Genomic DNA, 24087 nt, shown 5'->3' with positions numbered 1-24087 from the left:
TCAACGCGTTCGCCCGCCAGCAGAAAGTCACCGTCAATACCCTGGTGCAAGCGGCGTGGCTGCTGCTGTTGCAGCGCTACACCGGTAGCGACTGCGTGGCATTTGGCACCACCGTGGCCGGGCGGCCGGCAGAGCTGGTTGGCATCGAACAACAGGTCGGCCTGTTCATCAACACCTTGCCGGTGATCGCCGGCTCGCGTCCGGACCAGACCGTCGCTGCCTGGCTGGCCGCCGTACAGGCGCAGAACCTGAGCCTGCGCGAGTTCGAGCACACGCCGCTGGCGAGCATCCAGCGCTGGGCCGGGCAGGGCGGGGGAGCGCTGTTCGACAGCCTGCTGGTGTTCGAGAACTTCCCGATTTCCGCAGCGTTGCAACACGGCACCGCCCAAGGCGTGGTGTTCGGCGAAGTCGCCAACCAGGATCAGACCCACTACCCGCTGACCCTGGGCGTGACCTTGGGCGAGACGCTGGCGTTGCACATGAGTTTCGACCAGGCGCATTTCAGCACTGCAACCATTGAGCGCTTGAGTGGGCAACTGCTGCTCCTGCTGGAGCGGTTTGCCGAATCCGCCGAGCGTCGCCTCGGCGAGATCGCCCTGGCCAGTGAAGAGGAGCACAGGGCGCAACAGGCTGCCAACCACCCGCAGCCATACCCGACCGACATTGCCGTGCATCAGCGCATCGCCCATCTGGCGGCGCTGAAACCGCAGAGCACGGCGGTGATCTTCGACGGCCAGCGCTTCAGCTATGGCGAGATCGACCGGCGGGCCAACCAGTTGGCGCACGCCCTGATTGCCCGTGGCGTGGGCCCGGAAACCCGCATTGGCGTAGCCCTGCCGCGCAGCGAAGGGGTGATCGTCGCACTGCTGGCGGTGCTCAAGGCCGGCGCCGCCTATGTGCCGCTGGACACCAGTTACCCACGGGAGCGCCTGGCGTACCTGATCGAGGATTCCGGGCTGGCGCTGTTGCTCACCGACTCCCGGGTGTCGGCGCAGCTGCCGCTGGAGGGTGTCGACCAGGTGCTGGAACTCGATCGCCTGGACCTGAGCTCGCAACCGAGCAACGCCCCAGCCGTGCGTATCGATCCGCAGAACCTGGCCTACGTGATCTACACCTCCGGTTCCACTGGTAACCCGAAAGGCGTGAGCGTGGCCCACGGTCCGCTGGCGATGCACTGCCAGGCCATCGGTGAGCGCTATGAAATGCGCGACAGCGACTGCGAATTCCATTTCATGTCGTTCGCCTTCGACGGTGCCCATGAACGCTGGCTCACCAGCCTGACCCACGGCGCCTCGCTGCTGATTCGCGATGACAGCCTGTGGACCCCGGAACAGACCTACAACGCGATGCGCGAACACGGCGTGACAGTGGTGGCGTTCCCGCCGGTGTACCTGCAACAACTGGCCGAACACGCCGAGCGCGAGGGCAACCCGCCGAAGGTACGCATCTACTGCTTCGGCGGCGATGCGGTGCCCAATGCCAGCTTCGAACGGGTCAAGCGTGCCCTCGACCCGGACTACATCATCAACGGCTACGGCCCGACCGAAACCGTGGTCACCCCGTTGATCTGGAAGGCTGGCCGCGACGTGGCGTGCGGCGCCGCCTATGCGCCCATCGGCAGCCGCATCGGCGACCGCAGTGCCTACGTGCTCGACGCCGACTTGAACCTGCTGCCCCAAGGCATGGCCGGTGAACTGTACCTGGGCGGCAGCGGCCTGGCGCGGGGGTACCTGAACCGTCCAGGCCTGACGGCCGAGCGGTTTGTTGCCGACCCGTTCAGCAGCGGCGGCTTGCTCTACCGCTCCGGCGACCTGGTGCGCCAACGCGCCGATGGCACTTTCGATTACCTGGACCGCATCGACAATCAAGTGAAGATCCGTGGCTTCCGCATCGAACTGGGCGAAGTCGAAGCCAGCCTGCAAGCCCTTGAAGGCGTGCGCGAAGCAGTTGTCGTAGCCCAGGAAGGTGCTGCTGGCAGCGGCAAGCGCCTGGTGGCCTACGTGGTGGCCAATGAAGCCGTGCAAAAGGATTTCGCCGAGCACTTGCGTGACCAGCTCAAGGCGACCCTGCCGGCACACATGGTCCCGGCTTATCTGCTGCTGCTCGATCGCCTGCCGTTGACCCCCAACGGCAAGCTCGACCGCAAGAACCTGCCCAAGCCCGACGTCAGTCAATTGCAGCAGACCTACGTGGCACCACGCAGTGCGCTGGAACAGCAACTGGTGTCGATCTGGCAGGACGTGCTCAAGCTCGAGCAAGTGGGCCTGCGGGACAACTTCTTCGAACTGGGCGGCGACTCCATCGTCTCGATCCAGGTGGTCAGTCGTGCTCGGTTGGTCGGTATGCACTTCACGCCGAAGGACCTGTTCCAACACCAGACCATCGAGGCCCTGGCCGCCGTGGTACAGACGGGCGCGCCACTGCAAATGATCGACCAGCAACCCGCGACCGGCGAAACCGCACTGCTGCCGATTCATCAGTGGTTCTTCACCCAGCCGATCCCCGACCGCCATCACTGGAACCAGTCAGTGATGCTCAAGCCGACCCAGGCGCTGGATGCGCAGGCGCTGGAACAGGCCTTGGACGCACTGGTCGTGCACCACGACAGCTTGCGCCTGGACTTCATCGAGCAGGGCGAACGCTGGACCGCGCGTTACCGTGACGTCGACGCGCAGGCCGCCGACACGCTGCTCTGGCAAGCCGACGTCGCCGATCTCGCCGCACTGCAAGTGCTGGGCAACCAGGCCCAGCGCAGTCTGCAACTGGAGGGCGGGCCGCTGATCCGCGCGCTGCTGGCGAACCTCGCCGATGGCACGCAGCGGCTGCTGCTGATCGTCCACCACCTGGTGGTGGACGGTGTGTCCTGGCGGATTCTGTTCGAAGACCTGCAAAGCGCTTATCGCCAGGCCCTCGCCGGCGCGGCGCTGCAACTGCCGGCCAAGACCAGCGCGGTCAACGCCTGGACCGACGCGTTGCAGGACTATGCTGCCAGCGCACCCTTGCAGGCCGAACTGGGCTTTTGGCAGCAGCAGTTGCACGGCGCCCCGGCGGGCTTGCCGTGGGACAACCCCCAGGGCGGGCAGCAACAGGGCCAAGCCGTGACGATTCGCACGGCACTGGACAAAAACCTCACCCGGCAATTGCTGCAGCAAGCCCCGGCGGCCTATCGCACCCAGGTCAACGACCTGCTGCTGACGGCGCTGGCGCGGGTGATGGTGCGCTGGACCGGCACCGACAGTGTGTGGGTGCAACTCGAAGGCCACGGTCGTGAGGATCTGTTCGCCCATGTCGACCTGAGCCGTACCGTCGGCTGGTTCACCAGCCTGTTCCCGGCCCGATTGACGCCCGCTGCCGACCTCGGTGCTTCGCTGAAGCAGATCAAGGAACAACTGCGCGCCATCCCCAACAAGGGCATTGGCTTCGGGGCCTTGGCGCACCTGGGCGATGAGCATGCGCGTGAAACCCTGCAGGCCTTGGCGAAACCGCAACTGACCTTCAATTACCTTGGTCAGTTCGACGGCAGTTTCGATGCGGCCGCCGATGCCTTGTTCGTGCCGACCACAGAGCGCGGTGGCGAGGAAGTGAACCTGCAAGGTCCGCTGGGCAGCCCGCTGGCCCTTGACGGCCAAGTGTTCGGCGGCGAACTGGACCTGAGCTGGACCTTCAGCGGTGACCTGTTCAATACCGCGACCATCCAGCGCCTGGCCGATGACTACGTGCAAGAGCTCACTGCGCTGATCGGCCATTGCTGCGACAGTCACAGCGGTGGCGTGACGCCGTCGGATTTCCCCCTGGCGCGGCTGACCCAGGCGCAACTGGACACCCTGGTCCAGGCACCTCTGGCCATCGACGACATCTACCCGTTGTCGCCGATGCAGCAGGGCATGCTGTTTCATACCTTGCTCGGGCAGGGCAGCGGCGACTACATCAACCAGATGCGCCTCGACGTCGAAGGCGTCGATCCGCAGCGTTTCCGCGCGGCCTGGCAAGCGGTGGTCGATGCCCATGACATCCTGCGCAGCGGCTTCTTCTGGCAGGGCGACCTGGAGCAGCCGGTGCAGATCGTCCAGCGTCAGGTCGAGGTGCCGTTCCGCGTGCTGGACTGGAACGGGCGGACTGATATTGAGGACGCCTTGCAAACCCTCGCCGATGAAGAACGGGCCCAAGGCGTGGACCTGACCCAGGCGCCGCTAATGCGCCTGGTGCTGGTGCGCACCGGCACGGATCGGCATCACCTGATCTACACCAACCATCACATCCTGATGGACGGCTGGAGCAGCGCGCAGTTGCTCGGCGAAGTGTTGCAGCATTACCGCGGCGACAGCGTGGCCCGTCCGGCGGGTCGTTATCGCGATTACATCGCCTGGCTGCAACGCCAGGACGCGGCCATCAGCGAAGCGTTCTGGACCCCTGCGCTGCAACGCCTGGGGACTCCGACGCGCCTGGCCGACGTCATGGCCAAGCCAGCGCAGGCCCAGTCCGGTTATGGCGATCATGTACAGGTGGTGGACGAAGCGCTGACCCGACGCCTGGAAGCCTTCGCCCGCACCTCGAAAGTCACCGTCAACACGCTGGTGCAGGCTGCGTGGCTGCTGCTGTTGCAGCGTTACACCGGTAAAGACACCGTGGCCTTCGGCGCGACGGTGGCCGGTCGCCCGGCGGATCTGCCGGGTATCGAGCAGCAGATCGGCCTGTTCATCAACACCTTGCCGGTGATCGCCAGCCCACGGGCCGAGCAGTCCCTGGACAGCTGGTTGCAAGCGGTGCAGACGCAAAACCTGGCGCTGCGCGAGTTCGAGCACACCGCGTTGCTGGACATCCAGCGCTGGGCCGGGCAGGGCGGTGAAACACTGTTCGACAGCCTGTTGGTGTTCGAGAACTACCCGATTGCCCAGGCCCTGGAGCAGGGCGCCCCGGATGGTCTGCGCTTCGGCGCGGTGGCCACTCAGGAGCAGACCAACTACCCATTGACGCTGTTGGTGGGCCTTGATCGGCAGCTGTCGGTGCACATGAGCTACCAACGGGCCAGTTTTGCGCCCGCCACCGTGGCGCGACTGGCGGCGCATCTGACGCAACTGCTGGGCCAGATGACCGCCCATGGCGAGCGCTGCCTGGGTGAACTGTCGATGCTGGCGTTCGATGAGCATCAGCGCCTGACCCATGATTGGAACCCGGTGGACGCACCGTTCGAGCAAGCGCTGTGCATTCACCAGATGATTGCCCGTCAGGCCCAAGCCTCGCCGGATGCTCTGGCGGTGACCTTTGCCAACACCCAACTGAGCTACAGCGAACTGGACGGCCGCGCCAATCGCCTGGCCCATAAACTCATCGAGTTGGGGGTGGGTCCGGAAGTGCGAGTGGGTGTGGCAATGCCACGTTCCGAGCACCTGCTGATCGCCTTGCTGGCGGTGCTCAAGGCCGGTGGCGCCTACGTGCCGCTGGACCCGGATTACCCGGCCGAACGCGTGGCCTACATGCTCGACGACAGCCGTGCGCGGGTGTTGCTGACCGAAGAGGCTGTGGCGGCGACGCTGAGCGTGCCGGCTGAAACCGTCGTGCTGATGCTGGATCGTATCGAACTGGGGCAGTACCCATTGAGCGCGCCGCAGACCCAAGTCACGCCGGACAACCTCGCCTACGTCATCTACACCTCCGGTTCCACCGGCAAGCCCAAGGGCGTGGCGATTGCCCATCGCAACGTGCTGGCGCTGATCGACTGGTCCAAGTCGGTCTACAGCCGCGACGACATCCAGGGGGTATTGGCCTCGACGTCGGTGTGTTTCGATCTGTCAGTGTGGGAGCTGTTCGTGACCCTGGCCAACGGCGGCTCGCTGATCATCGCCCGCAACGCCCTGGAATTGCCGCAACTGCCGGCCCGCGATCAGGTACGCCTGATCAACACCGTGCCCTCGGCCATCGCCGCGTTGCAGCGCAGCGGTGAGATCCCGGCCAGTGTGCGCATCATCAACCTGGCCGGTGAGCCGCTGAAGCAAAGCCTGGTCGATGCGCTCTATCAGAATGCCCCCTGTGTGATTGAGCTTGTGGCAGCAGAGGCTGTGGCAGCAGAGCCTGTGGAGTCAGTGCCTGTGGGAGCAAAGCTTGCTCGCGATAGCGTCCTATCGGCTGGCCCATGTGAGACTGACCCACCGCCATCGCGAGCAAGCTTTGCTCCCACAGGCTCGCTCCCACAGGTGGGCGGTGGCGTCGAGCATGTCTACGATCTTTACGGCCCATCCGAGGACACCACCTATTCCACCTGGACCCGCCGCACCCCCGGCGGCACGGCGAACATCGGCCGCCCACTCAAGCACACCGCCAGCTACCTGCTCGACGCCGACCTGCAGCCGGTGCCCCAAGGCGTTTCGGCAGAGCTGTACCTGAGCGGCGCGGGCATCACCCGTGGCTACCTCGGCCGCGCCGCGATGACCGCCGAGAAGTACGTGCCCAACCCGTTTTCCACCACCGGCGAACGCCTGTACCGCACGGGCGACCTGAGCCGTTACCGCGTCGATGGCGTGCTCGAATACCAGGGCCGCATCGACCATCAGGTGAAGATCCGCGGCTTCCGTATCGAACTGGGGGAAATCGAAGCGCGGCTGCTGCAACAACCCCAGGTGCGTGACGTGGCGGTCCTGGCCCAGGACGCCCCGGGCGGCCAGCAACTGGTGGCCTACGTGGTCGTCACGGCGCTGAACCTGGATGCCAGCGAAGCCCAACGTGCACTGCGCGAGCAACTCAAGGCCGGGCTCAGGGACCATTTGCCCGACTACATGATCCCGGCGCACCTGTTGTTCCTTGATCAACTGCCCCTGACCCCCAACGGCAAGCTCGACCGCAAGGCCCTGCCGGACGTGGACACCGGCCTTTTGCAAGTTGGTTATGTCGCGCCGGTCAGTGACCTGGAACAGCAGGTCGCGGCGATCTGGGCCGAAGTGCTCACGTTGAATCGCGTGGGCTTGAACGATCACTTCTTCGAGCTGGGCGGCCATTCGCTGCTGGCGGTCAATGCCGTCTCGCGCATAGCACTCGAACTGGGGCTGACGCTGACCCCGCAACTGATTTTCCAGCACCCCGTCCTGGGGGATTTTGTCGCGCAACTCGACACTGGGGACGGGCCAATCAATGAACAGAAACTGAACAAGCTGGAAGCCCTGCTTGATGAAATGGAGGAAGTCTGATGGACAAGAGTGTTGCTTTGAGGATCGCCAAGCGCTTTATCACTCTGCCGCTGGACAAACGTAAGCTGTACCTGGAGAAGATGCTCGAAGAGGGCGTCTCGCCGGCTAACCTGCCGATTCCCGAGGTCCGTTCCGGGTTCGAAAACATTGCGCTGTCCTACGCCCAGGAACGTCAGTGGTTCCTGTGGCAGATGGACCCTCACAGCTCGGCTTATCACATTCCCAATGCCCTGCGCCTCAAAGGACCACTGGACGTGCCGGCCCTGGAGCGCAGCTTCAACGCACTGGTCGAGCGCCACGAAAGCTTGCGCACCACCTTCATCGAGCGCGGTGAGCAAGCTGTGCAGGTCATCCACCCGCAGATGCCCTTGTGTATCGCGGTCCAGACGCTGCCCGCCGGTTCACCGGCCAGCCAGGACGACAGCATCAAGGCTTTCGTCGAGCGCGAAATCGCCCAGCCGTTCGATTTGCGTCAAGGGCCGTTGTTGCGGGTTTCGCTGTTGAAAATCGCCGAGGACGATCATGTGCTGGTGCTGATCCAGCACCACATCATTGCCGATGGCTGGTCGATGCAGGTGCTGGTGGATGAGCTGGTCCGCCACTATGCCGCCGATACGGCCGACGAGTCGCTGGTGTTGCCGGAATTGACCGTGCAATACGCCGACTACGCGATCTGGCAGCGTCACTGGCTCGAGGCCGGTGAGCGCGAGCGCCAGTTGGCCTATTGGGTCCAGACCCTGGGCGGCGAACAGCCGGTGCTGGAGTTGCCGTTCGACCATCCGCGCCCGCCCGTGCAAAGCTTTCGCGGTGCGCGGTTGGACCTGAACCTGCCGCCGCAACTGGGGGCAGCGCTCAAGCAGCTGGCCCAGCGTCAAGGGGCCAGCCTGTTCATGGTGTTGCTGGCCTCGTTCCAAGCCTTGTTGCACCGCTACAGCGGCCAGCCGCAGATCCGCGTCGGGGTGCCGGTGGCCAACCGCAATCGGGTCGAGACCGAGGGCCTGATCGGCTTTTTCGTCAACACCCAGGTGCTCAATGCCCATGTCGATGGACAGTTGCCGTTCGCGCATTTGCTCGATCAGGTCAAGCAATCGGCGATGGCGGCCCAGGCGCATCAGGACTTGCCGTTCGAGCAGTTGATCCAAGCCCTGCAACCGGAGCGCAGCCTGAGCCACAGCCCGATCTTCCAGGTCATGTTCAACCATCAGACCTCGGGTGATGCCCAGGCCCGGCAGATGCACTTGCCGCAGATGGGCATCGAGGACCTGGTGTGGGAAGGGCGCACGGCCCAGTTCGATTTGACCCTGGGCACTTATGAAACCGAGCAGGGCGTCGCCGCGGAACTGACCTACGCCACCGACCTGTTCGAGGCGCAGACCATCGAACGTCTGGCCCATCACTGGCAGAACCTGCTGCAAGGCATCGTCGATGCACCGCAGCAACGCATCGGCGAGTTGCCGTTGCTCGACACCGACCAGCAGCGTCTGACACAGCAAGACTGGCGCCGCGTGGTTGAGCATGACCCCGCGGCGTGTGTGCACCAGCGCATCGCCGAGCAGGCCCGGCTGACCCCGGACGCACTGGCGCTGACCATCGATGGACAGACCCTGACCTACGGGCAACTGGACGCGCGCGCCAACCAGCTCGCCCACCGTTTGCTGGCCTTGGGCGTGACGCCGGACCAGCGCGTGGGCATCGCCGTGGAGCGCAGCGTCGAGATGATTGTCGGCCTGCTGGCGATCCTCAAGTCCGGCGGCGCCTACGTGCCGCTGGACCCGGCGTACCCCGAGGATCGCCTGGCCTACATGATCCAGGACAGCGGCATTGAGTTGCTGCTGACCCAGGCCCGTTTGCAGGCGCGCTTGCCGATCCCGGCGACCCTGCGGACCCTGGTGCTCGACCAGCCGGACGCCGCGTTGCAGGACGCCCCGCGCACCTGCCCGGCGGTACCGTTGACCGCCGAGCACCTGGCCTACGTGATCTACACATCCGGTTCCACCGGCAGACCCAAAGGTGTGATGGTGCGCCATGGCGCGCTGAGCAATTTCGTCACCAGCATGATCGCCCAACCGGGCCTTACGGCCAGCGATCGCATGCTGTCGCTGACAACCTTTTCCTTCGACATTTTTGGCCTGGAGATCTACGGGCCGTTGTCGGCTGGAGCCAGCATCGTGCTGACCGGCCAGAACGTGCATCAGGACCCGCAAGCGGTGCTGGCGCTGATCGAACAACATGACGTCAGCGTGCTGCAAGCCACGCCGTCGAGCTGGCGCATGCTGCTCGATCATGAGCAGGCTTCGGTGCTGGCGGGCCGCACATTCCTGTGTGGTGGCGAGGCGTTGCCCCTGGAGTTGGCGCAACGGCTGCTGGCACTTTCGCCGAAGGTCTGGAACCTTTACGGCCCGACCGAAACCACGATCTGGTCGGCGCTGCATCCGTTGAGCCTCGAAAGTGACCGTCCCTATTTGGGCAAGCCTCTGGACAACACCGCGCTGTACGTGGTCGGCAGCGACCTGACACTCAACCCGCCCGGCGCGCCGGGGGAACTGCTGATCGGTGGCGACGGCCTGGCTCGCGGCTACTTCCAGCGCCCGGCCCTGACCGCCGAACGTTTTGTGCCGGACCCGTTCTCCACCACCGGCGAACGGTTGTACCGCACCGGTGATCTGACCCGCTATCGGGCCGAAGGCGTGGTCGAGTACATCGGCCGCATCGACCATCAAGTCAAAATCCGCGGCTTGCGCATCGAGCTGGGTGAAATCGAAGCCGCACTGTTGGCCCAGGAGAACGTGCGTGAAACCGTGGTGGTGGCCCATGAAGGCCCGACCGGTGCGCAACTGGTGGGTTACGTGGTGCTCACCGGCAACGAAGGGACCATCCCGGAAAACGAGGCTGCGGCACGCACCGCACTCAAGACCGCGCTCAAGGCGCAATTGCCCGAGTACATGGTCCCGGCGCACCTGGTGTTCCTGGCACAACTGCCGTTGACGCCCAACGGCAAGGTCGATCGCAAGGCGTTGCCTGCCCCGGATGCCGGTGACTTGCAACAGGCTTACGTGGCGCCCCGCAGTCAGCGTGAACAGCAGGTGGCGGCGATCTGGCAGGAGGTGCTCAAGCTCGAGCGGGTAGGGCTGGAGGACAACTTCTTCGAATTGGGCGGGCATTCGCTGTTGGTCACCCAGGTGGTCTCGCGGGTCCGGCGCACGCTGGGTATCGAGGTGCCGCTGCGCAGCTTGTTCGAGCACAGCACGTTGCGCGATTTTGTCAGTGCCTTCGAGCTGGGCCAGGGTGAACAACCGTTGGCGATGGTGCCGGTGCCCCGTGACAAACCGCTGCCGCTGTCGTTTGCCCAGGAACGCCAGTGGTTCCTGTGGAAAATGGACCCCGACAGCGCTGCCTACAACATTCCCACAGCGCTGCGGCTGCGCGGGGTGTTGGACAAAATAGCCCTGCGCCGCAGTTTTGAAGCACTGGTGACGCGTCACGAAAGCCTGCGCACCCTGTTCGTGGAAGACGATGGGGTGACCTGCCAGGTGATCCGTGCGCAAGGGCAGGTCGATTTCGTCGAGCAGCGTCTGGCCGGCAATGATGAGGCCAGTATCCAGGCCTTCATCGAGCAGCAGACGCAAGCCCCGTTCGATCTCTTGAACGATGCACTATTGCGTATGGCATTGCTGGCGTTGGGTGAGCAGGAGCACATTTTGGTGCTGACTCTGCATCACATCGTGTCTGACGGCTGGTCGTTGCAGGTGATGGTCGACGACCTGATGAGCCTGTATTCGGCCTTCACCCAGGGGCAGCCCGCGCAGTTGCCAGCGTTGGCGGTGCAATACGCCGACTATGCCGTCTGGCAGCGCCAATGGATGGCTGCCGGTGAACGGGATCGCCAACTGGGCTACTGGACCGAGCAATTGGGGGGTGAGCAGCCGCTGCTGGAGCTGCCCACCGACCATCCGCGTCCGGCGCAGCAGAGCATGCGCGGCGCGCGTTTGCCGATTGTGCTGGATCGCTCGCTGAGCGATGCCCTCAAAGCGTTGGCTCGACGGGAAAACGTCACGCTGTTTGTGCTGCTGCTCGGATCTTTCCAAGCGTTGTTGCACCGCTACAGTGGTCAGGCCGACATCCGGGTCGGGGTGCCGATTGCCAACCGCCAGCGCCTGGAAACCGAGCGGTTGATCGGGTTCTTCGTCAATACCCAGGTGCTGCGGGCGCAGTTTCACGGCGATCTGACCGGCGCCGGTTTGCTGCAACAGCTCAAACAGACGGCTATGGCTGCGCAGATGCATCAGGACCTGCCATTCGAGCAATTGGTCGATGCCTTGCAGCCGCAGCGTAACCTGAGCCACAGCCCGCTGTTCCAGGCCATGTTCAACCATCGCAACGAAACTGCCTCGGCCCTCGAAGACGCATTGCCGGGCCTGGCGGTCGACCCCCTTGGCTGGGAGCAGCGCACCGCGCAGTTCGACCTGAGCCTGGAGACCACCGATAGCCCGCAAGGCCTGCACGCCGCGCTGATCTACGCGACCGACCTGTTCGAGCCGGCCACCCTCGAGCGCATGGGCCAGCATTGGCTCAACCTGTTGCAAGGCATGGTGCAGGACCTGCAACAGCCCGTTGCGCAGTGGACGTTACTGGACGATGACGAACGTCGGCAGATGCTCGTCGACTGGAATGCGACGGCGGTTTCATACCCGCTCGAGCGCAGTGTCCAGGGGCTGATCGAAGAGCAGGTGCGCAGGACCCCGGATGCTCCGGCCCTGGTGTTCGGCGAGCAACGCCTGAGCTACGGCGAGCTCAACGCCCGGGCCAATCGCTTGGCGCACACACTGATCGAGCATGGTGTGGGCCCGGATGTGCTGGTGGGCATCGCCGTGGAACGTTCTGTGGAAATGGTCCTGGGGTTGTTGGCGATTCTCAAGGCCGGCGGTGCCTATGTGCCGCTGGACCCTGAATATCCACGGGATCGCCTGGCCTATATGTTCGAAGACAGCGGCATCGGTTTGCTGCTGACCCAGCAGCATCTGTTGGAGCAGTTGCCGATCCCGGACGGGCTGCGCAGCCTGGTGCTGGACCTGCCTGGCGACGGGATGTACGCCGGTCGCGACACGAATCCGGACGTCGAGGTCGACGGTGAAAACCTGGCATATGTGATCTACACCTCCGGCTCCACCGGCAAGCCCAAGGGCGCGGGCAATCGGCACTCGGCCCTGGTCAACCGGCTGTGCTGGATGCAGCAGGCCTATGAGCTCGATGCCACGGACAGCGTGCTGCAAAAAACCCCGTTCAGTTTCGACGTGTCGGTGTGGGAGTTCTTCTGGCCGCTGCTGACCGGCGCGACGCTGGTGGTGGCCGCGCCGGGCGCTCATCGCGACCCGATGCAACTGATCGAACTGGTCACCGCACACCGCATCACCACGCTGCACTTCGTGCCGTCGATGTTGCAGGTGTTTGTGCAAGACCCACACGTGGCCGAATGCACCAGCCTGAAGCGGATCGTGTGCAGCGGCGAAGCCCTGCCGGTGGATGCGCAGCAGCAGGTGTTCGCCAAACTGCCGAACGCCGGCCTGTACAACCTCTACGGCCCGACCGAGGCCGCCATCGACGTCACCCACTGGACCTGTGTCGAGGAGGGACGCGACAGCGTGCCGATTGGCCAGCCGATTGCCAACCTGGGCACCTACATTCTGGATGATGAATTAACGCCGGTGCCGGTGGGGGTGATTGGCGAGTTGTACCTTGCGGGCGAGGGCTTGGCCCGTGGTTACCATCGGCGTGCAGCGCTGACGGCCGAGCGGTTCGTGACCGGCCCCTTCGGTCACGGTCAGCGGCTGTACCGAACCGGCGACCTGGCGCGTTACCGCACCGATGGCGTGATCGAATACGCCGGGCGCATGGACCATCAGGTGAAAATCCGTGGCTTGCGCATTGAGCTGGGGGAAATCGAAGCGCGCCTGGCCGAGCACGACGAGGTGCGCGAAACCGTCGTCATCGCTCAGGACGGTACTTTACTGGTGGCCTACCTGGTGCCTACCGGCGCTGAACTGCTGAGCGCCGAAGACGCTGTTCGCCAGGCGCTGCAAGGCCGCCTCAAGGCGCATCTGAGCCAGTCGTTGCCCGACTACATGGTGCCGCAGCAGTGGGTGTGGCTGGAAAAAATGCCCGTCAGTCCCAACGGCAAACTGGAGCGCAAGGCGCTGCCCAAAGCGGATATCGGCGCCAGCCCCAAGGCTTACATCGCGCCGAATACAGCCATCGAACAGACGCTGGCCGGTATCTGGCAAAGCGTGCTCGGCCGCGAGCAAGTGGGTGTCAGTGACAACTTCTTCGAGCTGGGGGGCGATTCGATCATTTCCATCCAGGTGGTCAGCCGGGCCCGCCAGGCCGGGATCCATTTCAGCCCCAAGGACCTGTTCGTCCACCAGACCATCCAGGGGCTCGCCAGCGTGGCAACCCTGGGTGACAGCGGACCGGGCATTGACCAGGGCCCGGTGACGGGGAGCGCAGTGTTGCTGCCGTTCCAGCAATTGTTCTTCGAGCAGGACATGGCCGAGCCTCATCACTGGAACCAGTCGGTGCTGCTCAAGGGGTTGCGGCCTGTCCACGCCGGGCATCTGGAGCAGGCGTTGCAGGCGCTGGTTATCCACCACGATGCCTTGCGCCTGGCCTTCGCGCACGAGAACGACGCCTGGACGGCCCGCCATCAAACCCTCGCCGAGCAAGAGTCGGTCTGGCGTCGCTCACCGCTGTTGTGGACCGCCGAGGTGGCAGATGCCCCTGCGCTCGAGCGCTTGGCCGAACAAGCCCAGCGCAGCCTGGAACTGGAAAGCGGCGCATTGCTGCGGGGGGTACTGGCAAGCCTCGCCGATGGCAGCCAACGGCTGTTGCTGGTGATTCATCACCTGGTGGTGGACGGCGTGTCCTGGCGCATTCTGCTGGAAGACCTGCAACAGGCTTACGAACAACTGCAAGCCGGCCAGGCGCCGAAACTGCCCGCCAAGACCAGTGCCACCCAGGCCTGGGCGCAACGATTGAAAACCCATGCCGGCAGTGCGGCGTTCCAGGCCCAGATGGCTTATTGGCAAGGGCAGCTTGAGGGCGCTCGCAACGATCTGCCCTGTGACCGGCCTCAGGGCGAATTGCGCAGGTGTCACGAGGCGCAGGTGCAGACGCGCCTGGACAAGGAGCAGACCCGACGACTCTTGCAGCAAGCGCCAACGGCCTACCGCACCCAGGTCAACGATTTGCTGTTGACGGCACTGGCCCGGGTGATCGGTCGTTGGACCGCCGATGCCTCGACCTTGATTCAGCTGGAGGGTCATGGCCGTGAGACGCTGTTCGATGGCCTGGAACCGGATCTGGACCTGAGCCGCAGCGTTGGCTGGTTCACCAGCCTGTTCCCGGTGCGGCTGACACCGGCGGCGACCCTTGAGGATTCGATCAAGGCGATCAAGGAGCAATTACGCGCGATACCCGATAAAGGGCTCGGCTTCGGTGTGCTGCGTTACCTGGGGGATGAGGTGACACGTCGCACCCTGGCGGCGCTGCCCATGCCGCAGATCACCTTCAATTACCTGGGACAGTTCGACAGCGGATTTACCGATGACGCCGACGGGCTGTTCATTCCGGCCAGCGAACCGGCGGGCACGCCACAGAGCCCTTTGGCGCCGCTGGACAATTGGCTGACGCTCAACGGCAGCGTCTACGCGGGCGAGTTGAGCATTGACTGGACATTCAGCACGCAGATGTTCGATGAGTCGACAATCCAGGCGCTGGCCTTGGATTATGGTCGGGAGTTGCAGGCGTTGATTGACCATTGTTGCCAGGCGCAGCATCAGGGTTTCACACCGTCGGACTTCCCGCTGGCCGGCTTGAACCAGACCCAGCTGGATGCATTGCCACTGGCGCCGCGGCAAATCGAAGATATCTATCCGTTATCGCCGATGCAGCAGGGCATGCTGTTCCATTCGCTGTATGAGCAACAGGCCGGTCACTACATCAACCAACTGCGGGTTGACGTCCAAGGGCTGGACGTCGAGCGCTTCCGCCAGGCCTGGCAGGCGGCCATGGACGCCCATGAAGTGCTGCGCAGCAGTTTCGTCTGGGAGGGTGATTTCAAGCGGGCGCTGCAGGTCGTACACAAACATCTGGAAGTTGCGTTCCTGTTCCATGACTGGGACGCCAGAGCGAATCCCCCTCAGGACCTGGACGCCCTGGCGTTGACGCAGCGCCAGCAGGGTTTCGAGCTGGAGGCGGCGCCGTTGCTGCGCTTGGTGGTGGTGCGGGTGGCAGAGGATCGCTATCACTTGATCTACACCAGCCATCACATCCTGATGGACGGTTGGAGCAACTCGCAGTTGCTTGGTGAGGTATTGCAACGCTACAGCGGCCAGGCACCGGCCCGGACATCCGGGCGCTACCGCGACTACATCGACTGGCTGCAACGCCAGGATGCGGCGGCCAGCGAAGCGTTCTGGACGCCTGTGCTGCAAAGCCTGGAGGCGCCGACACGGCTGGCCGATGCCGTTGCATCACCGGCCCAGGCCGGCGATGGTCATGGCGACCATGTGCAGGTCCTGGATGAGGCGCTGACCCGACGCCTGGAAGCCTTCGCCCGCACCTCGAAAGTTACCGTCAACACGCTGGTGCAGGCCGCGTGGCTGCTGCTGTTGCAGCGTTACACCGGCAAAGACACCGTGGCCTTCGGCGCGACGGTGGCCGGTCGCCCGGCGGATCTGCCGGGTATCGAGCAGCAGATCGGCCTGTTCATCAACACCTTGCCGGTGATCGCCAGCCCACGGGCCGAGCAATCCCTGGACAGTTGGTTGCAAGCGGTGCAGACGCAAAACCTGGCGCTGCGCGAGTTCGAGCACACCGCGTTGCTGGACATCCAGCGCTGGGCCGGGCAGGGCGGGGACGCGTTGCTCGACAGCCTGTTGGTGTTCGAAAACTATCCGATTGCCCAAGCTTTGGAACAGGGCGCGCCGGACGGCCTGCGCTTTGGTCCGCCGCTTACCCAGGAACAGACCAGCTACCCGTTGACGCTGTTGGTGGGATTGGACCGGCAACTGTCGGTGCACATGAACTACGAGCGGGCGAGTTTCTCGACGGACACGGTGCGACGGCTGGCTGCCCATCTGGCTCAGTTGCTGGGCCAGATGACCGCCCATGGCGAGCGCTGCCTGGGTGAACTGTCGATGCTGGCGTTCGATGAGCATCAGCGCCTGACCCATGATTGGAACCCGGTGGACGCACCGTTCGAGCAAGCGCTGTGCATTCACCAGATGATCGCCCGTCAGGTTGAGGCCACGCCAGATGCCCTGGCGGTGACCTTTGCCAACACCCAACTGAGCTACAGCGAACTGGACGGCCGCGCCAATCGCCTGGCCCATAAACTCATCGAACTGGGTGTGGGCCCGGAAGTGCGAGTGGGCGTGGCAATGCCGCGTTCCGAGCACCTGCTGATCGCCTTGCTGGCGGTGCTCAAGACCGGTGGCGCCTACGTGCCGCTGGACCCGGATTACCCGGCCGAGCGCGTGGCCTACATGCTCGACGACAGCCGTGCGCGGGTGTTGCTGACTGAGGACGCGGTGGCGGCGACGCTGAGCGTTTCGGTCGAGACCGCTGTGTTGAAGCTCGATCAGCTCGATTTGACGCAATACCCACTGAGCGCACCGCAGACCCAAGTCACGCCGGACAACCTCGCCTACGTCATCTACACCTCCGGCTCCACCGGCAAGCCCAAGGGCGTGGCGATTGCCCATCGCAACGTGCTGGCGCTGATCGACTGGTCCAAGTCGGTCTACAGCCGCGACGACATTCAGGGTGTGCTCGCTTCAACTTCGGTGTGCTTCGATCTGTCGGTGTGGGAGCTGTTCGTGACCTTGGCCAACGGCGGCTCGCTGATCATTGCCCGCAACGCCCTGGAATTGCCGCAACTGCCGGCCCGCGATCAGGTACGCCTGATCAACACCGTGCCCTCGGCCATCGCCGCGTTGCAGCGCAGCGATGAGATCCCGGCCAGTGTGCGCATCATCAACCTGGCTGGTGAGCCGCTGAAGCAAAGCCTGGTGGATGCGCTCTATCAGAATGCCCCCTGTGTGATTGAGCTTGTGGCAGCAGAGGCTGTGGCAGCAGAGCCTGTGGAGTCAGTGCCTGTGGGAGCAAAGCTTGCTCGCGATAGCGTCCTATCGGCTGGCCCATGTGAGACTGACCCACCGCCATCGCGAGCAAGCTTTGCTCCCACAGGCTCGCTCCCACAGGTGGGCGGTGGCGTCGAGCATGTCTACGATCTATACGGCCCATCCGAAGACACCACCTATTCCACCTGGACCCGCCGCACCCCCGGCGGCACGGCGAACATCGGCCGGCCCCTCAAGCACACCGCCAGCTACCTGCTCGATGCCGACCTGCAGCCGGTGCCCCAAGGCGTTTCGGCAGAGCTGTACCTGAGCGGCGCGGGCATCACCCGTGGCTACCTCGGCCGCGCCGCGATGACCGCCGAGAAGTACGTGCCCAACCCGTTTTCCACCACCGGCGAACGCCTGTACCGCACGGGCGACCTGAGCCGTTACCGCGTCGATGGCGTGCTCGAATATCAGGGGCGCATCGACCATCAAGTGAAGATCCGTGGCTTCCGTATCGAACTGGGGGAAATCGAAGCGCGGCTGCTGCAACAACCCCAGGTGCGTGACGTGGCGGTCCTGGCCCAGGACGCCCCGGGTGGCCAGCAACTGGTGGCTTACGTGGTGGCTGCGGCGTTGCAACTGGACGAAAGCAACTTGCGCGCTCAGCTCAAGGCAGGCCTCAAGGAACATCTGCCGGACTACATGATCCCGGCGCACCTGTTGTTCCTCGATCAACTGCCGCTGACGCCCAACGGCAAGCTCGACCGCAAGGCTCTGCCAGCCGTGGAGACCGGGTTGTCGCACAGCGGTTACGAAGCTCCCGTCAGCGAACTGGAGCAACAGATTGCCTGCATCTGGCAAGAGGTGCTGGAAGTGGAACAGGTCGGTCGCAACGACCATTTCTTCGAACGCGGCGGTCACTCGCTGCTGGCGACCCAGGCTGTCTCACGCTTGCGCAAGCTGACGGACTATCCCCTGAGCCTGCGTGATCTGTTCAATTATCCGCAGCTCAAGGCGCTGGCGGCCCTGATTGCCGGGGACGTGGCTGGGCAGGTCCGGGCCGGTGATTCCCGTGAGGTTCGGCTCAAGGCCCATGGGCCGCTGCGTTCGGCACCGCTGTCGCTGGTACAGCGGCGTTTGTGGATCGCCGAACAATTGTCCGGCGGCACGTCGGCTTATGGCATGCCCATGGCGCTGCGCCTGTGCGGTGGATTGTCGGTACCGCACCTGATGAGCAGCTTTGCCGAAGTGGTCCGCCGTCATGACGTGTTGCGCACCGCGTATGTCCAGGACGAAGAGGGCGATCCGCTGGCGTTGATTGCCGACGAGGTGCAGCTGCACTTCCCGGTGATCGATTTGTCCGAGCTCTCGCCCGCTGCCCAGCAGGAACAGGTGGTTCAGGCGACGCTGGAGAATGCACGCACCCCCATCGACCTGGAGCAGGCACCGCTGTTGCGCGGTCGGATCCTGCGCTTGGGGCCGACCGAACATGTGTTGTTGTACGCCATGCATCACATCATCTTCGATGGCTGGTCGATGGGGCTGTTGATCGACGAACTGGTGCAGGTCTATGAAGCGTCCCTCACCGGTAAACCGATGCCGCTGGCACCCCTGGAGGTTCAGTACCAAGACTTTGCGCTGTGGCAGCAGGCGCTGGAAGAGCAGGGCGTCCTGGCGCGTCAGGCCGAGTACTGGAAACACCGCCTCAGCGGCTACGAGGGACGCCTGGACCTGCCGCTGGACAGCCCTCGGGGCCAGACAGCGTCCTATGACGGCGATGCGCTGCAGTTCCAGCTTTCCAGCGGGCTGAGCGGGGCATTGCGCCGGTTGTCCAGCGAAGTCGGGGTTACGCTGTACAGCACGCTGCTGGCGTCCTTCCAGGTGCTATTGCATCGGATTAGCGGGGCGCAAGACCTGGTGGTCGGCGCCGACGTGGCGGGTCGTGAACAGCCGGAGCTTGAGCGGCTGATCGGTTTCTTCGTCAACGTGCTGCCGCTGCGTTCGCGCTTGGACGCCGATGCCACGTTCGCCAGCTTCCTGGCGCAAACCCAGGACAACCTGCTTGGCGCGTTGGAGCATCAGGACTTGCCGTTCGACCAGATCGTCGAAGCCTCGGGCGTACCGCGCCACAAGGCCATGAACCCGTTGCTCCAGGTGTTGTTCGTGATGAACAACGTGCCGGTGCGCACCCGCTCCATGGCGGGATTGAGCTTGGAGTTCCTGCCAGCGCTCGAGACCCATTCTAAATTCGACATGGCGTTGTTCGTTGACGAAGAAGAAGGGCAATTGCGCGGTAATTGGCAATTCGCCACAACCTTGTTCGGACATGAGCGCATTCAGCACCTGATTCAGGCCTGGACAGCCCTGTTGGAACAGATCGTCGCTGATCAGGACATTCAATTGGGAGCTATCAGCATGCCAGTCGACAACGTGGCGGCAGCCGTCACGCCTGCCACCGTCCCAGGGCCCAAGGCCGACAAACTGGGCAAGTTTCTCAAGCGCTCCGTGACACCGCTTGCCACGCCTCGTGCGGCTCGGGTGCGTGAATCACTGGTGGCAGCGCCCCAGCGATTCCCCTTGATGCTGGAGCCGGGTGAGCCCCATCTGGACGTCATTGAGTGGATCCACCAGAACCGGCCGTTGATCGAGCAAAAGCTGGCCGAGCATGCGGGCATTCTGTTCCGTGGTTTCGAGCTGGACGGTATCCAGGGTTTTGAAGCGTTCGCCGAAGCGATACAGCCAGGCCTCTATGGTCAGTACGGCGATCTGCCGAAGAAGGAAGGGGGCAAGAACACCTACCGTTCCACGCCGTACCCCGAACGCAAGATGATCCTGTTCCACAACGAAAGCTCCCACCAGGACCGCTGGCCGCGCAAGCAGATGTTCTATTGCGAGCAGGCTGCGCCCGTGGGAGGGGCAACCCCAGTGGTGGATTGCCGCTTGATGTTTGAAAAGTTGCCGGCGGATCTTCGCGAGAAGTTCGAAGACAAAGGCCTGCTCTACGTACGCACCTTCACCGACAAACTCGACGTGTCGTGGCAGCACTTCTTCAAGACCGAAGACCGCCTTGAAGTGGAAGCCCGTTGTCGGGCGGGTGGCATCCAATGGCGCTGGCTCGATAACGACGAATTGCAGACCCGCACACCGGGGCCCGCGATCATCACCCACCCGATCACCGGGGAGAAGTCGTTCTTCAATCAGGTGCAATTGCATCACATCTATTGGCTGGACCCGGACGTACGGCAGGATTTGTTGTCGATGTTCGGCCTGGAGCGCATGCCTCGGCACGTGTATTACGGCGACGGCACACCGATTGAAGATGAGGTGATGGCGCGTATCGGTGAGTTGTACGAAGCCTGTGCGGTGCGTTTCGACTGGCAAAAAGGCGATGTGATCCTGCTGGACAACATGCTGGTGGCCCACGCCCGCGATCCATTCGAGGGCCCACGCAAGATCGTGGTCGCCATGGGCGACATGTACGAGCGCAGCAGCCTTGAGCGTTCGTCGGCCGCCGGGCAAACCGCCCAGGACGCACTCAATATCGAGGAAGCTGGAGCATGAACGAGATCACGATGGATGCGTACAACCCGGGTTTCGCCCTGACGCCCGAGCAACAACGGGCACTTGAGCAACTGTCCAGCACGGCGACCGGTGGCCAGGCATTGCGCTGGCTGGACGTGATCATTGACGGCGATCTCGATCCGCAACGATTGCAGGCCGCCTTCGATACGCTACTGGCGCAGCAGCCGATGCTGCTGACGCAGTTGGCCAAGGTCGCCGGTTTCCACGGTTTGCGTCAGGCCGCCGCCAGTGCCGGGCGTTTCCCGCTGACGATACGGGCGGGGGAGCAACAGGCCGAGGAAGTCCAGGCGCAGATCAGCGAATCGATGAGCCGTGCTTTTGTGATCGGCGAATCCGAAAGCGTCCAGGCCGTGCTTTATCGCTTGGCGCCACGGCAATGGCGACTGGTGCTGGGCATCGTCCGTTCCAGTGCCGATGCGCAGTCCCTGAATCTGCTGCTTGAACACGTACAGCAAGCGTACGCCGGGGGCCAGGTGGCGCAAGACGAGGCGCCGGGCGAGTTTGCCCAGTACCTGGAATGGCGCAGCGAAGTGGTGCTGGATGAAGACGCCGCCAGCGCACGAACCTACTGGCAGCAACACCTGCAAGGCGCGCAGGTGGATATCGCCACGCCATGGTTGGCGGCGCGCAGTGCCAGCGGTGAGGCCGGTGCCGCCGACACCCGCGTCTCGCTGCCCCTGGCGCCGGCGCAAAGTGAGGCTTTGCAAAGCCTCGCCGAGCAGCTTGGCCAGCCGCTCGCCACGCTGCTGCAAGGCGCGTGGTGGGCGTTGCTGGGACGTTTGAGCGGGCTTGAACAGGCCTTGGTCGGCGTGCGCCATGACAGCCGCGACGACTATGAATACTTCGCCAATGCCGTGGGCGTGTTCGAGAAAACCCTGCCGCTTTGCGTTTCGTTGCCTGCCACCGTGTCGTTCAGCGAGTGGTTGGGCGAGCTGGCGGCGCGTCTCGAAGCGCATCGCACCTGGCAGGAGTACTGGGCGCCGGAACTGTCACCGGATGCGGCGTACCCGGCCTACGGCTTCACGGTAGGGCAGGCGAGCCCTGCCGGGAACAGTGGCGGTCTGAACTGGGTTGCCTCAGCGCCCGCGCGTGTGCCGGCAGAACCGTTCGAGTTGCTGTTGCAGGTTCAATTGAACGGTGCCCAGCGGCTTGCCGCCGTCGATCTGTATTACGCCTGCTCGCGTTATTCAGCGGCCTCGGCCAACGCCGTGCTGGAACAGTACGGCGTGCTGTTGGACTCGATCCTTGCCGCTCCCCACGCTGCGCTGGCGCAGCTTGGCCTGCTCGGTCACGCCCAAGCGCAGCGCTTGCTGGCGATCAACCCGCCGATGCAGGCCTTGGCGGATAATCGTTATCTGCCGCAGCGCATCGCCGACCTGGCGATTCTTACACCGGACGCCATCGCCCTGACCGACGCCCTTTCGCAACTGAGCTATGGCCAGTTGCAAGCCCAGGTCGACAGCGTGGCGCTGGGGCTCAAGCAGCAAGGCGTGGGCCGCGGTTCGATTGTCGCGCTGGCGTTGCCGCGCTCGGCGGATCTGGTGATTGCAATGCTGGCGAGCTGGCGCATCGGGGCGGCGTATCTGCCACTTGACGTGCAGTGGCCCCAGGCGCGCCAGGCGTTGATGCTGGAACAGGCCGGCGCGGCACTGTTGCTGACCGATGCGGCGCATCTGCCAGCCTGGCAGGGACAGCCGTACAAGGCGCTGATATTGGTTGAACTCAGTCAGTCGGCAGCGCCATTGCCGACGCTCGCCACCCAAGGCAATGACATCGCCTATGTATTGTTTACGTCCGGTTCCACCGGGGTGCCAAAAGGTGTGGTGATCGAGCATCGGCAATTGCTCAACTACACCGCCCAGGCCAGTCAGGCCCTGGGGCTGGCGCAGTGCAAAAACGTCGGGTTCAGTTCCACCGTGGCGGCGGACCTGGGCAACACGGCGTTGTTTGGCGCGTTGTTCAATGGCGCCACCCTGCATGTGGCCAGCGACGAGCAAATGCAGGACGGCGCGTTGTTTGCCCAGTACCTGCAACAGCAACGGATCGACTGCCTGAAAATCGTGCCGTCGCACCTTGCGGCGCTGCTCGACAGTGAGCAGGCGACCCTGCCGCATACGCTGATTCTGGGTGGCGAGCCGATTGCGACGACGTTGGTCGAGCGCATCTCGCGGTTGCGCAGCGATTGCCGGGTGTTCAACCACTACGGGCCGACCGAAGCCACGGTCGGAGTGATGATTCATACGGTGTCGCTGGACGGCGCTGCCGACGATTGTTCGGCGCTGACCCAGGTGCTGGGCAACAACCAGGTCTACGTGCTGGATGCCGATCTGCAGTTGGCGCCGGTGGGCGTGCTGGGCGAGGTGTACCTGGGCGGTGCGCAGTTGTGCCGGGGTTACCTGAATGCCGAGGCCGATGAGCAGACGTTCATCCAGAGTCCGTTTGATCCGGCGCAGCGTTTATATCGCACCGGCGACCTGGCGCGTTATCGCCCGGACGGGGCGATCCAGTTGCATGGTCGGCGCGATCAGCAGGTCAAGGTGCGCGGATTCCGTATTGAACTGGCGGAGATCGAGGCCGAGCTTCTGCGCATGCCGCAGGTGGCCGAAGCCCTGGTGCTGCCGGCGGCATCGGCCGAGCAGGGGCTGTTGGCCTTTGTCGTGGCGCAGCAGGGAAGGTCGACGGGCTTGCTCGACACCGCGCGCGCTGAGCTCAGTGACCGCCTACCCAGCGTGATGGTTCCACAGCGCCTGCACCTGATCGAACAGTTCCCGCGACTAGCCAACGGCAAGATCGATCGCAAGGCGCTGCAGCAGTTGGCGGGTAGGGCGGTGGATGACGAAGACGCTGCACCACGTGACGCGCTGGAGCAATTGCTCGCCGCGCGCATGGCGCAATTGCTTGGGCTGGAGCGATTGGGCATCGACCGCGACTTCTTCGCCGCCGGAGGTCATTCGCTGCTGGTGATCAAGTTGGTGGCCGGTATTCGCAAGTTGTTGCAGTGCGAAATTCATCCGGGGCTGGTCTTCGATCATCCCACCGTGGCGTCGTTGGCAGTGGCCTTGCGGGCACTGGAGAGCAGCCCGGGGCAACTGGAGAAAATGGCCCAGGTACGCCTGCGCATGGAGGCAATGAGCCCCGAGGAAAAGGCCCTCCTGACCGAACAGGCGCGGCAGCTGCAAGCCGCCAGGGCTGCGCAAGGCAGCTGA

Annotated in this window: 3 protein-coding genes (1 of these 3 cut by a window edge); all 3 read left to right on the top strand. The window is 64.0% G+C overall.

The genetic code is table 11. The features are described 5' to 3' along the window. Tightly spaced (each overlapping or abutting the next), the 3 genes in view from HU749_RS20595 to HU749_RS20585 form a layout consistent with a single transcriptional unit that may run on beyond the window. Nucleotides 1-7178 carry the 3' portion of a non-ribosomal peptide synthetase gene (locus HU749_RS20595; RefSeq protein ID WP_217870552.1) on the top strand. The gene continues 5440 nt to the left of window position 1, outside the view, so the window shows 7178 of its 12618 coding nt (coding positions 5441-12618); its start codon lies off the left edge, out of view; it ends in the stop codon at nucleotides 7176-7178. Beyond that, nucleotides 7178-20860 carry a non-ribosomal peptide synthase/polyketide synthase gene (locus HU749_RS20590; RefSeq protein WP_217870550.1) on the top strand — a complete coding sequence of 4561 codons (13683 nt, stop codon included), beginning with the start codon at nucleotides 7178-7180 and terminating at the stop codon, nucleotides 20858-20860. Before HU749_RS20595 ends, HU749_RS20590 begins: the two co-directional genes overlap by 1 nt. Then, nucleotides 20857-24087, top strand: a complete 3231-nt coding sequence (locus HU749_RS20585; RefSeq protein WP_186652064.1) for a non-ribosomal peptide synthetase — start codon at nucleotides 20857-20859, stop codon at nucleotides 24085-24087. Before HU749_RS20590 ends, HU749_RS20585 begins: the two co-directional genes overlap by 4 nt.

Source organism: Pseudomonas ogarae (assembly GCF_014268695.2).
Lineage (GTDB): Bacteria > Pseudomonadota > Gammaproteobacteria > Pseudomonadales > Pseudomonadaceae > Aquipseudomonas > Aquipseudomonas kilonensis.
This window is presented reverse-complemented; position numbering and strand designations above follow the sequence as displayed.

Bases quoted from the DNA above. Each gene is read 5' to 3' on its own strand.
- HU749_RS20590 (WP_217870550.1), top strand. From the start codon at position 7,178: ATGGACAAGAGTGTTGCTTTGAGGATCGCCAAGCGCTTTATCACTCTG.
- HU749_RS20585 (WP_186652064.1), top strand. From the start codon at position 20,857: ATGAACGAGATCACGATGGATGCGTACAACCCGGGTTTCGCCCTGACG.